The organism is Corallococcus macrosporus DSM 14697 (assembly GCF_002305895.1).
Taxonomy (GTDB): domain Bacteria; phylum Myxococcota; class Myxococcia; order Myxococcales; family Myxococcaceae; genus Myxococcus; species Myxococcus macrosporus.
Map to the genome: position 1 here is coordinate 4526646 of NZ_CP022203.1, position 12037 is coordinate 4538682.

Here is a 12037-nt window from a genome sequence, read left to right on the forward strand (position 1 = left end):
CCAGCCGTAGCCCTTTCTGCTATGTGCCACGGGCCATGTCCCAAGATTCGAAACTGCTGGAGAAGCTCGCCCAGGTGGAGAAGGGTGGCGCGCAGAAGTACCACGCGAAGAACGCGGAGGCGGGCAAGCTCTTCGCCCGCGAGCGCATCCGCCTGCTGGTGGATGAGGGCTCCTTCGTGGAGGACGCGAAGCTCGCCAACAACCTGGACCCGGACCTGCCCTCGGATGGGGTCGTCATCGGCGTGGGCAAGGTGGCCGGGCGCACCGTGGCCATCATGGCCAACGACTCCACGGTGAAGGCCGGGAGCTGGGGCGCCCGCACGGTGGAGAAGATCCTCCGCATCCAGGAGACGGCCCGCGACCTGCGCTGCCCGCTGTTCTATCTGGTGGACTCCGCCGGCGCCCGCATCACCGACCAGGTGGAGATGTTCCCCGGGCGCCGCGGCGCCGGCCGCATCTTCTACAACGAGGTGCACATGTCCGGCTTCGTGCCGCAGGTGTGCCTGCTCTTCGGGCCCTCCGCCGCCGGTGGCGCGTACATCCCCGCGTTCTGCGACCTGGTCATCATGGTGGAGGGCAACGCCTCCATGTACCTGGGCAGCCCGCGCATGGCGGAGATGGTCATCGGTGAGAAGGTGACGCTGGAGGAGATGGGCGGCGCGAAGATGCACTGCTCCATCTCCGGCGTTGGCGACGTGCTGGTGAAGACGGAGCAGGAGGCCATCGAGGCCGCGAAGAAGTACATCGGCTACTTCCCGGAGAACTTCTCCCAGGCGCCGCCGCGCGCCGAGCCCAAGGCCCCCAAGCCCGGCGGCAAGAAGGTGGCGGACATCGTCCCCGTCGACCAGAACAAGCCCTTCAACATGCACGAGCTCATCAACGAGCTCATCGACGAGGGGAGCTGGTTCGAGGTGAAGAAGCTCTTCGCCCAGGAGCTCGTCACGGGCCTGGCCCGCATCGACGGCCGCCCGGTGGGCATCGTCGCCAACCAGCCCAAGTACAAGGGCGGCGTGCTGTTCGTGGACAGCGCGGACAAGGCGGCCCGCTTCATCTGGCTGTGTGATGCCTTCAACATCCCGCTGCTCTACCTGGCGGACGTGCCGGGCTTCATGATCGGCACCAAGGTGGAGCGCGCGGGCATCATCCGCGCCGGCGCGAAGATGATCTCCGCCGTGTCCGAGGCCAGCGTGCCCCGCGTCTGCGTGGTGGTCCGCAAGGCCTACGGCGCTGGCCTCTACGCCATGAGCGGCCCCGGCTTCGCCCCGGACGCCACCATCGCGCTGCCCGGCGCGATGATCGCCGTGATGGGCCCGGAGGCGGCGGTGAACGCCGTCTACTACAACAAGATCCAGGAGCTGCCGGAGGCCGAGCGGCCGGCCTACGTCCAGAAGCTGCGCGACGAGTACAAGCAGGACGTGGACATCTACAAGCTGGCCAGCGAGTTGGTGATTGACGACATCGTGCCGGGTGACCGGCTGCGTCAAGACCTCATCCAGCGCTACGACGTGTATGCCCGGCGACACCAGCCCCGTGCGGAAAAGAAGCACGGTGTCTATCCGGTTTGAGTAGGTAGCGTTACCCCACCTCCAGGGCCCGGGCTGCGCCTGGGCCGTCTGCTATAGATCCTGCTGACACCATGGACTTTGACCTTCCTGAAAGCCATCGCGCCCTGCAGTCCTCCATCCGTGACTTCTGCGAACGGCGGGTGAAGCCGTACGCCCGTGAGTGGGACAAGGACGAGAAGTTCCCCATGGAGGTCGTCCGGGAGCTGGGGCAGCTCGGCGTCATGGGCATGCTGGTCGCCGAGGAGTACGGCGGGGCGGCCATGGACTCGCTCGCCGTGGCGGTGGCGGTGGAGGAGATCGCCCGCTACGACGGCTCGCTGGCGCTGACGGTGGCCAGCCACAACGGCCTGGGCACCAGCCACCTGCGCGTGTTCGGCACGGACGCGCAGCGCCAGAAGTACCTGCCCAAGCTGGCCACGGGTGAGTACCTGGGCGCGTGGGGCCTGACGGAGCCCGGCTCCGGCTCGGACGCGTCCAGCATGAAGACCACGGCCGTGCGCAAGGGCGACGGCTGGGTGCTCAACGGCGCCAAGATGTTCATCACCCAGGGCACGGTGGGTGACGTGTTCGTGGTGCTGGCTGTGACGTCGCCGCAGAAGCGGCAGAAGGGCATCACCGCCTTCCTGCTGGAGAAGGGCCTGCCGGGCTTCAGCCAGCGCCCCATCCACGGGAAGCTGGGCATGCGCTCGTCGGACACGGCCGAGCTCATCCTGGAGAACGTGGAGGTGCCGGACTCGGCGCGCGTGGGTGAGCTGGACCACGGCTTCATCGACACGATGAAGATCCTCGACCGCGGCCGCATCACCATTGGCGCGCTGGCGGTGGGCCTGGGCCGGGGCGCCCTGGAGGAGTCCATTGGCTACTCGCGCGAGCGCACCGCGTTCGGCCAGCCCATCAGCGAGTTCCAGGGCCTGCGCTGGATGATGGCGGACATGAAGACGGAGCTGGACGCGGCCCGGCTGCTGGTCCACCGCGCGGCGAAGCTGGCGGACGAGGGCAGGCCGTACTCGCAGGAGGCCTCCATGGGGAAGCTCTTCGCCTCGGAGGCGGCCATGCGGGCCTGCAACAAGGCCGTGCAGATCCACGGTGGGTATGGATACACCCGCGAGTTCCCCGTCGAGCGCTACCTGCGCGACGCCAAGTTGTGTGAGATCGGCGAGGGAACCAGCGAGATCCAGCGTACAATCATCGCCCGAGAAATCTTCAAAGGGGCTTGATGGACACCGCGCGGCTGGAAGGCCTCGGGCTGCAGTTGCGGGAGGACGCGGCCGGCACCGAGGCGGTGCTGGACCTGGAGTCGTCCCCGCTGGTCAATCCCGTCACCCGGGCGTTCATCCCGGAGGTGACCTTCCAGGTGATGGGGGACCGGCTCATCCCCATCGCGCCGCCGGCCGTCGTGGGCCTGGCCCCCATCCTGGTGGGCGCGCTCAGCGACGTGTCGGACATCGAGGCGCTGCTCGCGGACGCGTTCAACGAGCACATCTTCCACGTCCAGCGCCGCTCGGCGGAGCTCCAGGTGCTGGGGCTGACGCCGCGCGTGGAGCCGGAGACGCTGGAGCTGTCCACCGAGGTCGTGGACGGGGACCTGGCCGTCACGCTGGTGTCGGACCGGCTGGGCAACTTCCGCGTGGCCCGCGTGGCCCGGGGGAAGGAAGAGCTGGGCACCGGCAGCGGCCACACGCTGGAGCTGTCGGAGTTCCGTGAGCGGGCCGCGCTGAGCGGCTACCTGGTGGCGCTCTTCGGTGAGCCGGCGGCCCGTCCGCAGCCCGCGCCGGTGGGCGCCGGGCTGGTGCGCTTCTCGGACATCGTGGAGAAGTTCGGCGCGGAGGCGCTGGTGCCTCCCCGCAGCAGCCTGGAGCTGCTGGCGCAGTTGCAGGTGGAGGGCCGTCCGTACCGCTTCGCCGCCGCGCGGGTGGCGGGCCGCACCTTCCGGGGGCTGCTCGCGGGGCCCCAGGGCAAGGAGTGGGCGGGGCGGTTCGAGCTGGATGAGTTCCCAGGCATCGTGCGGATGGTGGCGGACCTGCTCAAGGTCCCTCCCGCGGCCGTGAGGCTGGTGGGCCCGGACGCGCCTCAGGAGTGATGCGTTTGAGTGGTGCGGACAAGATGAGCCCGTCCGAGCGGGTGCAGTTGCTGGAGTCGCGGCTGGGGTTGAGCTTCTCCCGGATGGAGACGGCGCTGGAGGCCCTGACGCACAAGACCTACGTCAACGAGACGCGGGACAAGGAGCTGAAGGACAACCAGCGCCTGGAGTTCCTGGGCGACTCGGTGGTGAACCTGGCCGTCAGCCACCGGCTGATGGCGCGCTGCCCGGGCCTTCCCGAGGGCGACCTGACGAAGATGCGCGCCCGCGTCGTGAACGAGGACGGCCTGGCCCGCGTGGCCCGGACCATCCCGTTGGGGGACCTGCTGCTGCTGGGCCGGGGCGAGCTCATGTCCGGCGGCCGGGAGAAGAACTCCGTCCTGGCGGACGCGCTGGAGGCCGTCTTCGGCGCGGTGTTCCTCACCAGCGGCCTGGACGCCGCGGTGACGCTGGTGGACCGGTACTTCGCGGACCTGCTGGACGAGGTTTCCACCGGCCAGGGGCGGCTGGACTACAAGACGCTGCTCCAGGAGCTGGCCCACGAGCGGCTCAAGCTCCAGCCGCGCTACCGCGTGGTGTCGGAGTCCGGTCCGGAACACTCCAAGGTGTTCGAGGTGGAGCTGGTGCTGGGGGAGACGGCCTTCGCCCGGGCCTCCGGCCGGAGCAAGAAGGAGGCGGAGCAGTCCGCCGCGCAGGCGACGCTGGAGAAGCTGCGCCAGGACGCCACCTGTCCCACCTCCCCCCCGCCCGGAACGCCACGACACGACACCCCGGCGTGAAACCCCTTGGATGGGGGAGGGGGCGGCGCGTAAGGTGCCGCGCCGACATGCCCCCCGCCTCCCTCCGAAAGACGCTCGCGCTGGTGACCTGCCTGCTGGCGGGCTCGGTCCTCGCCGCGGAGTCCGGCAAGTGGACCCGGAGGGCCGCGGCCGGCAAGGCAGCGGCGCCCCAGAAGGACGCGGGCGCGAAGACGGTTTCACCAAGGCCGTGACATCGACTGGGTCCGTCCTCCGGGCGGGCCCCCATACGGGAGGGCAGCATGGGAATGATGGACGAGGCCCGCGCGGGCAATGACCTGTACGCCACCTTCGACACCACGCAGGGGCAGATCGTGGTGAAGCTGTTCGCGAAGGACGCGCCGAAGACGGTGAGCAGCTTCGTGGGGCTGGCGACGGGCGAGCTGCCCTTCCAGGACCCGAAGACGGGTGAGAAGACCCAGCGGCCCTACTACGACGGCATCGTCTTCCACCGCGTGATTCCGGGCTTCATGATTCAGGGCGGTGACCCCACGGGCACCGGCCGCGGCGGCCCGGGCTTCAACGTGGACGACGAGTTCCAGAGTGGCCGCGGCTTCGACAAGGTGGGCCTGCTGGCCATGGCGAACGTCGGCCGCGCCAACACCAACGGCAGCCAGTTCTTCATCACCACGTCCAAGCCGACGTACCTCAACAACAAGCACACCATCTTCGGTGAGGTGCTCAGCGGCTATGACGTGGTGGAGAAGATCGCCGGCGTCCCGCGCGACGGCGAGGACCGCCCCCGCACCCAGGTGGTCATCAACAAGCTGACCATCACGACGACCCAGCCGTAGCCTGTCCGCTCGCCGCCCGTCTCCGGCATGTCCCGGCGGGCGGCGGGCTGTTATAGGGCGCTGTCCAGACGTTCCCTTTTCGGGCCTCCGCGGTATGCGGCGTCCCAGATCACCTCCGAAGCAATGGCCCCCCCCAAGACACACCGCAGCGGCTTCGCCGCCCTCATCGGGCGCCCCAACGTGGGCAAGAGCACGCTGCTCAATGCACTGACGGGCGAAAAAATCGCCATCGTCTCCCCCAAGCCGCAGACGACGCGCAACCGCATCCTCGGCGTCGTCACCCGTCCGGAAGGACAGGTGGCCTTCATCGACACACCGGGCATCCACCAGGCCAAGGGCGAGCTGAACCGCTACATGGTCGAGGTGGCGCTCCAGGCGGCCGAGGAGGTGGACCTGGTCCTCTTCCTCATCGAGCCCCCCGCGAGCGAGAAGCCCGAGGTGAGCCCGGGCAACCGCGCCATCCTCGAGCGGCTGCAGAAGATCGGCAAGCCGACCTTCCTGGTCATCAACAAGATCGACAGCGTGCCCAAGGCGCAGCTCCTGCCGCTCATCGACCTGTACCGCCAGGAGTTCCCCTTCGCGGAGGTGGTCCCCATCTCCGCGCGGGAGAAGGACGGCGTGGAGCGGCTGTTCCACACCGTCCTGGGCCACCTGCCCGAAGGGGAGAATGTCTTCGACGAGGACATGCTCACCGACCAGCAGGAGCGCGCGCTGGTGGCGGAGTACATCCGCGAGCAGGTGCTGCGGCACTGCCGCCAGGAGATTCCGTACTCCACGGCGGTGGTGGTGGACATCTTCGACGAGTCCGAGCGCGAGCCCCGGCCGGGCACGCCGCCGAACCAGCTGGGCGGGCTGATCCGCATCGCCGCGTCCATCTTCGTGGAGCGCGACAGCCAGAAGGCCATCATCATCGGCAAGCAGGGACAGATGCTGAAGACCATTGGCACCGACGCGCGCAAGTCCGTTCAGCGGCTGCTGGGCGCGCACGTGTACCTGGACCTGCGCGTCCGCGTGGAGCCGCGCTGGAGCGAGCGCCCCGAAGGCCTCAAGAAGCTGGGATACGACTGAAATGAAGCCCCTGGTCGCCATTGTCGGACGCCCCAACGTGGGCAAGAGCACGCTGTTCAACCGGCTCGCGGGCCGGCGCCTCGCGCTGGTGCAGGACGAGCCCGGCGTGACGCGGGATCGTCACTACGCGGACGCGGAGTGGGAGGGCCGCCACTTCACCTTCATCGACACCGGCGGCTTCGTGCCCGGTGACGAGGACAAGCTGCTCCAGCAGGTGCGGGAGCAGGCGCAGCTCGCCGTGGACGAGTGCGACGTCATCGTCTTCGTCACCGACGCCCGCGCGGGCCTCACCGCCGCGGACGAGGCGGTGGCCAGCTACCTGCGCAAGAGCGGCAAGCCGGTGGTGCTGGCCGCCAACAAGCTGGACAACACGTCCGGGCAGATGCTGTCCCTGGCCGGCGAGTTCTACCGCCTGGGCCTGGGGGACGTGCAGGCCCTGTCCGCCGAGCACGGCCTGGGCATGCAGGAGCTGTTCGACGCCGTCGTGTCCAAGCTGCCGCCCAAGGAGGAGGGCGAGGACGCCGAGGCGCCCCCGGACGACGGCATCATCCGCCTGGCCATCATCGGCCGGCCCAACGTGGGCAAGAGCACCCTGGTCAACGCCATCCTGAAGGAGAAGCGGGTGGTGGCCAGCGAGGTGGCGGGCACCACCCGCGACCCGGTGGACTCCGAGCTGACGTACAAGGACCGCAAGCTGCTGCTCACCGACACGGCGGGCATCCGGCGCAAGAAGTCCATTGCCCAGCGCGTGGAGCAGTTCTCCGTCGTCGCCGCGCTGAAGGTGATGGAGCGCAGCGACGTGGCGGTGCTGCTGATGGACGCCACGGAGCCGGCGGTGGACCAGGACGCCAAGCTGGCGGGCCTGGCGGAAGAGCGGGGCCGCGCCCTGGTCATCGTGGTGAACAAGTGGGACCTGGTGGGCGTGGACCAGCGGCGCCAGGAGACCTACCGCGAGTCCCTCAAGTACGCGCTCAAGTTCGTGGGCTACGCGCCCATCCTCTTCACGTCCGCGCTGACGGGCTCCAAGGTGGAGAAGGTGGTGGACGTGGCGACGGAGCTGGCGGACCAGTTCCGCTTCCGGGCGCCCACCCCGCAGCTCAACCGGCTGCTGGAGCACATGGTGGACAACCACCCGGCGCCCATCGTCCGGGGCAAGCCGCTGCGGCTGTACTACATCGCCCAGGTGGCGGCCGCGCCGCCGACCTTCACCATCACCGTGAACCATCCGGACGGCGTTCCGGACATGTACAAGCGGTACATCACCAACCAGCTGCGCAAGACGTTCGACCTGCGCGTGCCCATCCGGCTCATCTTCAAGGGCCGGCCCGGGCAGGCCAAGCGCGAGGCCCGCAAGCGGCCGCAGCGCCAGGGGAAGCGCTGAGGCGTCAGTGCGTTGACACTCGCGGCGCGCGCTCCATACAGTGCGCCGCTCTTTAAAAGAGGTTGCCCGACGTGGCCGGAACCACCAAGACCGAGAAGATTCGCCAGAAAGAGCTCAGCCAGCCGGACTCCTTCCAGAAGGTGGGCACCGAGGCGAGCGACTGGCTAGCGCAGCGCCAGAAGATCATCGGGCTCGCCGCGGGCGTGCTCATCCTGGGCGGCGTGGGCGTGGCCATCGCCAGCGAGGTGTCCAAGCGCGGCGAGGAGAAGGCCTCCATGGCCCTGGGCCAGGCGCTGACCGTGCTGAACCGGCCCGTGGAGGGCGTGCAGCCCGCGCAGCCCGGCGACACCGAGCCCGCCTTCAAGACGGTGAAGGAGCGAGACGAGGCCCTGGTGAAGGCGCTGTCCGACTTCCGCCAGCAGCACGGCGGCACCCCGTCCGCGGCGACGGCGGCCCTGACCGAGGGCAAGGCGCAGTTCCGGCTGGGCAACCACGCGGCGGCGCAGGCCGCCTTCGGTGAGTTCCTCAAGGGCGCGGCCCAGAACGATCCGCTCCGCGTGGAGGCCTTCGAGGGCCAGGGCTACGCGCTGGAGGCGGACGGCAAGTACGAGGACGCCATCAAGGCCTTCGAGCAGATGGGCACCGCAGGTGGCCCGTTCCTGGTGGGCATGGGCGACTACCACAAGGCCCGCATGCTCATCCTCCTGGGCAAGAAGGAAGAGGCGGCCCAGGTCCTGTCGAAGCTGACCACGGCGCAGCCGAACACGGCGGCGGCGCGTCAGGCGGGTGAGCGCCTGGCGGTGCTGGCGTCGGAAGGTGTGAAGGTTCCTGCCCCGGAGGCTCCGGCGGCTGCACCCGTTCCGGACGCGGGGTAGAAACACACGCCATGACGAAGCGGCTCGTGAGCTGGAAGCGTTGGCTGGGTGGCACCGTGGCGGCGGGGCTTCTGGGCGGCTGCAGTGGCGTGCGGTACTACGGCAACCCGGAGCTGCCCCGGCCGCCGTCGAACACGCCACTGGATTACTTCTCCGTCAACTGGTGGGCGCCGCTCGCGCCGCCGCGGACGCTGGAGTACGGGCCTCGGGAGACGGCGACGCCGGCGTATGACGCCGCCAGCCGGACGGCGGTGGCCCTCACGCGGGACGGGTTCGCCCGGGGCGTGGGGCCGGATGGCCAGGTGAAGTGGGAGTTCAAGACGGCCAACCGCTTCAACGCGGGCCCCCGGGTGGTGGACGGCGTGGCCTACGTGCCCGGCGGTGACGGCGTGCTGTACGCGCTGGACGCCGCCACGGGCGAGGAGAAGTGGAAGTACGTGGCGGGCGAGGCGCTGGCGACGGTGCCCGTGGTCGCGGAGGGCCTGGTGCTGGTGGCCTCCGAGAGCGACACGCTCTTCGCCGTGAAGGCCGCGGATGGGCAGTGGGCCTGGCAGTACCGCCGGGATCCGCCCACCGGCTTCACCGTGCGAGGCGCGTCGCGGCCCCTGGTCCGTGAAGGCGTGGCCTACGTCGGTTTCTCCGACGGCTTCGTGGTGGCGCTCAGCGCCGATGACGGCGGCGTCACCTGGGAGCGCTCGCTGTCTGGCGTGGGCTCCGAGTTCCTGGACGTGGACAGCAGCCCGGTGATGGACGCCAACGGGCAGCTCTACGTCACGTCGTACAAGACGGGCATCTTCGCGCTCGAGGCGGAGACGGGCGACATGGTGTGGAACTCGTCCGTGGCGGGCATGACGTCGCTGCTGGTCAGCGGTCAGGTGCTCTTCGCCGCTGGTGACGGCCGGGTGGATGCCTACCTGGCGGAGACCGGGCGGCTCCTCTGGTCGCACTCCCTGGGGGAACGGGCGGGCTTCGCCCCGGTGTTCGCTCAGGGAATGCTGCTCGTGCCCACGTCCAACGCGCTGCTGTTCCTGGAGCCCAAGACGGGCCGCTCGCGCGTGGCCTGGAACCCCGGGAGCGGCGTCACCGCGCCGCCCTTCGTGGCGGGCCGGCAGCTCTTCGTGCTGTCGAACGGCGGCTACCTGTACTCCCTGGACCTGAACGGGATTGACGGGTGACGGCGCCGGCGCGCAGGACGGTCCGCGTGGTGGCGGCGCTGATTCCGCGGCCGGAGGATGGTCGTCAGTTCCTGGTGCAGCAGCGGCTCCCTGGTGGCAGCCGCGCCCTGCTGTGGGAGTTCCCCGGCGGCAAGGTGGAGGCCGGGGAGACGGACGAGGCCGCGCTGGCCCGGGAGTGCCGCGAGGAGCTGGACGTGGAGCTCGCCGTGGGACGGCGGCTCTGGGAGGGCCAGCACAGCTACCCGGACCTGACGGTGGAGCTGGTGCTGTTCCTGGCCCGGATCGTCTCGGGCGAGCCCCGGCCGCTGGGGGCCCACACGCTGGCGTTCCACACGCCGGCGCAGATGCAGTCACTGCCGTTCTGCGAGGCGGACCTCCCGCTGCTGGACGACCTGGTGGCGGGAAGGCTGGGCGCGCTCGATTGATGCTGCAGCGGACGTTCCAGCACATCCCGGGCGTCGGTCCCTGGCGGGAGAAGGACCTGTGGTCCCGCGGCATCCGCACCTGGGATGACTTTCCGGAGGCCGGCCAGGGCGTGGCCCTGAACCGGAAGTCGGATGACGTGGCGCGGGCGCGCATCGCCGAGTCGAAGGACGCGCTGGCCCGGCGGGACTTGCGCAAGCTGGCGGAGTTGCTGCCGTCCCGGGAGCACTGGCGCCTGTATCCCGAGTTCCAGGACGACGCCGTCTACTTCGACATCGAGACGGATGGCCGGGAGGCCCAGGCGCCCACGGTGGTGAGCCTGTTCGATTCAAAGGGCCTTCACGTCTTCATCCAGGGCCGGAACCTGGACGCGCTGCCGGAGGCCATGGCCGCCCGGCGGCTGTGGGTGACGTTCAACGGCTCGTGCTTCGACGTGCCCGTCCTGCGTGACTACTTCGGTCCGGGGCGCTTTCCGGTGCCGGATGCGCACATCGACCTGCGGTTCGTGACGCGGCGTCTGGGCATGGGTGGCGGCCTGAAGGAAATCGAGGGGAAGATTGGCGCCGAGCGCCCGCCGCACATGAAGGGCGTGAATGGCTATGACGCCGTGCTGCTGTGGCGCGCGTACCAGCGCCGGGGGGACGTGGAGGCCCTCCGGTTCCTCGTCGAGTACAACCTCTACGACGCCTTCCAGCTCCGGACGCTGATGGACGTGGCGTACAACCGCGGCGCGGACGAGCTGAACCAGGACGTAACCCGGCTGCCGGTGTTCGAGCGCGGGGATGTGCTCTACGACGTCAGCCGCATCATCCTGGAGTTGGGGCCGACCGAGCGAGACCTGGAGACGCTGGCCCGTGTCCGGGCGATGGAGCAGGACGGCTGAGCGGGCAGGGTGACTGTGCCCGTCTCGCCGTGCCGCCAGCAGCCGTGCGTTCATGAATTCCGGGCGGTGAACACCTGGGCTCACGAAGTCAGGGGGTGCGGTGGAATGCCCTGGGGGGGCGTTTGTAGTTTGCAGGGTCCACCACGGAGGAATGAATGAACGACCCGACGAATCCAACGCCGGCCGAGGTTGCTGAGACCCCTTCGAGCTCCAAAAGCAAGACGCTGGCCGTCGTCCTGGGGCTGGCGGGCCTGGCGTTGGTGGCGTCGTATTTCGGGCTTCAGCGGCAGGCCACCATCCCAGAGGAGCCGCCCACGACGCCCACGGTTCCCACGGAGGCCGCGGGCGCGACGGCCGCGGCGCCGCCCGTGGCCGCGGAGACGTCGCTCCCGGAGCGGGATGGCGAGGTCCGCGACCTGGCGAGCCGGCTTTCGCCTGACCCCGAGCTGGCGCGTTGGATGAATGAGAAGGATTTGATTCGCCGCTTCACGGGCGCGGTCACCAGTATCGCGGAGGGCTTGAGCCCGCGCCCGATGCTGGGCTTCCTGGCGCCTCCGGGGGCTTTTCAAGTCACCCAGGTGGACGGCACGACGGTCATCGATCCCGCCAGCTACACGCGCTATGACGCCGTGGCCCGCGTGATTGAGTCCATTGACGCACACTCCGCGGCCAGCGTGTTCCGCGAGCTGAAGCCGCTGATTGACCAGGCCAACGCGGAGATCGCGCCGCCGGGCCAGACGTTCAACAGCTCCTTGAGCGCGGCCATCCAGCACTTGCTGAAGGTGCCGGCCCAGGAAGGTCCGGTGGAGGTGGTGCCGGAGGGCGCGCTGTATGCCTATGCGGCGCCAGAGCTGGAGGATTTGAGCCCCGCGCAGAAGCATCTGCTGCGCATGGGGCCGGAGAACATGAAGCGCATCCAGGCCAAGCTCAAGGAGCTGAAGACGTCGCTGGGCCTCCCCGTGGCGGACCGCTGAAGCGACTCGGGCCGGCCACGGC

At 69.4% G+C, this 12037-nt stretch carries 13 protein-coding genes; all 13 read left to right on the forward strand.

The genetic code is table 11. From position 1 onward, the window contains the following. Nucleotides 1–35 precede the first annotated feature (35 nt). Complete coding sequence (locus MYMAC_RS18675) at nucleotides 36–1565, forward strand: acyl-CoA carboxylase subunit beta (protein WP_095959047.1); 1530 nt, start codon at nucleotides 36–38, stop codon at nucleotides 1563–1565. A gap of 71 nt (nucleotides 1566–1636) precedes the next feature. Continuing rightward, nucleotides 1637–2782 (forward strand): acyl-CoA dehydrogenase family protein, encoded by a 1146-nt coding sequence (locus MYMAC_RS18680; RefSeq protein WP_095959048.1) that lies wholly within the window; start codon nucleotides 1637–1639, stop codon nucleotides 2780–2782. Next, on the forward strand, nucleotides 2782–3645 hold the full coding sequence (locus MYMAC_RS18685; RefSeq protein WP_204816794.1) for a hypothetical protein: 864 nt from the start codon (nucleotides 2782–2784) through the stop codon (nucleotides 3643–3645). The genes MYMAC_RS18680 and MYMAC_RS18685 overlap by 1 nt, the downstream gene beginning before the upstream one ends. Continuing rightward, nucleotides 3642–4424 (forward strand): ribonuclease III, encoded by a 783-nt coding sequence (gene rnc, locus MYMAC_RS18690; RefSeq protein ID WP_095959050.1) that lies wholly within the window; start codon nucleotides 3642–3644, stop codon nucleotides 4422–4424. The genes MYMAC_RS18685 and rnc overlap by 4 nt, the downstream gene beginning before the upstream one ends. A gap of 47 nt (nucleotides 4425–4471) precedes the next feature. Beyond that, the gene (locus tag MYMAC_RS36885) at nucleotides 4472–4636 is read left to right on the forward strand and encodes a hypothetical protein (RefSeq protein ID WP_239988874.1); all 165 of its coding nucleotides are present in this window, start codon (nucleotides 4472–4474) and stop codon (nucleotides 4634–4636) included. A 48-nt stretch (nucleotides 4637–4684) separates the two neighbouring features. Continuing rightward, nucleotides 4685–5236, forward strand: coding sequence for a peptidylprolyl isomerase (locus MYMAC_RS18700; RefSeq protein WP_082207231.1), 552 nt, complete (start codon nucleotides 4685–4687; stop codon nucleotides 5234–5236). A gap of 123 nt (nucleotides 5237–5359) precedes the next feature. Then, on the forward strand, nucleotides 5360–6304 hold the full coding sequence (gene era, locus MYMAC_RS18705; protein WP_013940389.1) for a GTPase Era: 945 nt from the start codon (nucleotides 5360–5362) through the stop codon (nucleotides 6302–6304). Nucleotide 6305: 1 nt separating this feature from the next. Then, complete coding sequence (der, locus tag MYMAC_RS18710; protein ID WP_095959051.1) at nucleotides 6306–7685, forward strand: ribosome biogenesis GTPase Der; 1380 nt, start codon at nucleotides 6306–6308, stop codon at nucleotides 7683–7685. A gap of 71 nt (nucleotides 7686–7756) precedes the next feature. After that, nucleotides 7757–8560: a tetratricopeptide repeat protein gene (locus MYMAC_RS18715; RefSeq protein ID WP_095959052.1), complete on the forward strand. Its 804-nt coding sequence runs from the start codon at nucleotides 7757–7759 to the stop codon at nucleotides 8558–8560. A gap of 11 nt (nucleotides 8561–8571) precedes the next feature. Beyond that, nucleotides 8572–9735 (forward strand): outer membrane protein assembly factor BamB family protein, encoded by a 1164-nt coding sequence (locus tag MYMAC_RS18720; RefSeq protein WP_095959053.1) that lies wholly within the window; start codon nucleotides 8572–8574, stop codon nucleotides 9733–9735. Beyond that, nucleotides 9732–10160 (forward strand): (deoxy)nucleoside triphosphate pyrophosphohydrolase, encoded by a 429-nt coding sequence (locus tag MYMAC_RS18725; RefSeq protein ID WP_095959054.1) that lies wholly within the window; start codon nucleotides 9732–9734, stop codon nucleotides 10158–10160. Before MYMAC_RS18720 ends, MYMAC_RS18725 begins: the two co-directional genes overlap by 4 nt. After that, nucleotides 10160–11041 (forward strand): ribonuclease H-like domain-containing protein, encoded by an 882-nt coding sequence (locus MYMAC_RS18730; RefSeq protein ID WP_095959055.1) that lies wholly within the window; start codon nucleotides 10160–10162, stop codon nucleotides 11039–11041. Before MYMAC_RS18725 ends, MYMAC_RS18730 begins: the two co-directional genes overlap by 1 nt. Nucleotides 11042–11196: 155 nt before the next feature. Continuing rightward, complete coding sequence (locus MYMAC_RS18735; protein ID WP_095959056.1) at nucleotides 11197–12015, forward strand: DUF3014 domain-containing protein; 819 nt, start codon at nucleotides 11197–11199, stop codon at nucleotides 12013–12015. Nucleotides 12016–12037 lie beyond the last annotated feature (22 nt).

Excerpts from the sequence above, each read along its gene's own strand:
- MYMAC_RS18675 (WP_095959047.1), top strand. The coding sequence starts at position 36 with ATGTCCCAAGATTCGAAACTGCTGGAGAAGCTCGCCCAGGTGGAGAAG.
- MYMAC_RS18680 (WP_095959048.1), top strand. The coding sequence starts at position 1,637 with ATGGACTTTGACCTTCCTGAAAGCCATCGCGCCCTGCAGTCCTCCATC.
- MYMAC_RS18685 (WP_204816794.1), top strand. The coding sequence starts at position 2,782 with ATGGACACCGCGCGGCTGGAAGGCCTCGGGCTGCAGTTGCGGGAGGAC.
- MYMAC_RS36885 (WP_239988874.1), top strand. The coding sequence starts at position 4,472 with ATGCCCCCCGCCTCCCTCCGAAAGACGCTCGCGCTGGTGACCTGCCTG.
- MYMAC_RS18700 (WP_082207231.1), top strand. The coding sequence starts at position 4,685 with ATGGGAATGATGGACGAGGCCCGCGCGGGCAATGACCTGTACGCCACC.
- era (WP_013940389.1), top strand. The coding sequence starts at position 5,360 with ATGGCCCCCCCCAAGACACACCGCAGCGGCTTCGCCGCCCTCATCGGG.
- der (WP_095959051.1), top strand. The coding sequence starts at position 6,306 with ATGAAGCCCCTGGTCGCCATTGTCGGACGCCCCAACGTGGGCAAGAGC.
- MYMAC_RS18720 (WP_095959053.1), top strand. The coding sequence starts at position 8,572 with ATGACGAAGCGGCTCGTGAGCTGGAAGCGTTGGCTGGGTGGCACCGTG.
- MYMAC_RS18730 (WP_095959055.1), top strand. The coding sequence starts at position 10,160 with ATGCTGCAGCGGACGTTCCAGCACATCCCGGGCGTCGGTCCCTGGCGG.
- MYMAC_RS18735 (WP_095959056.1), top strand. The coding sequence starts at position 11,197 with ATGAACGACCCGACGAATCCAACGCCGGCCGAGGTTGCTGAGACCCCT.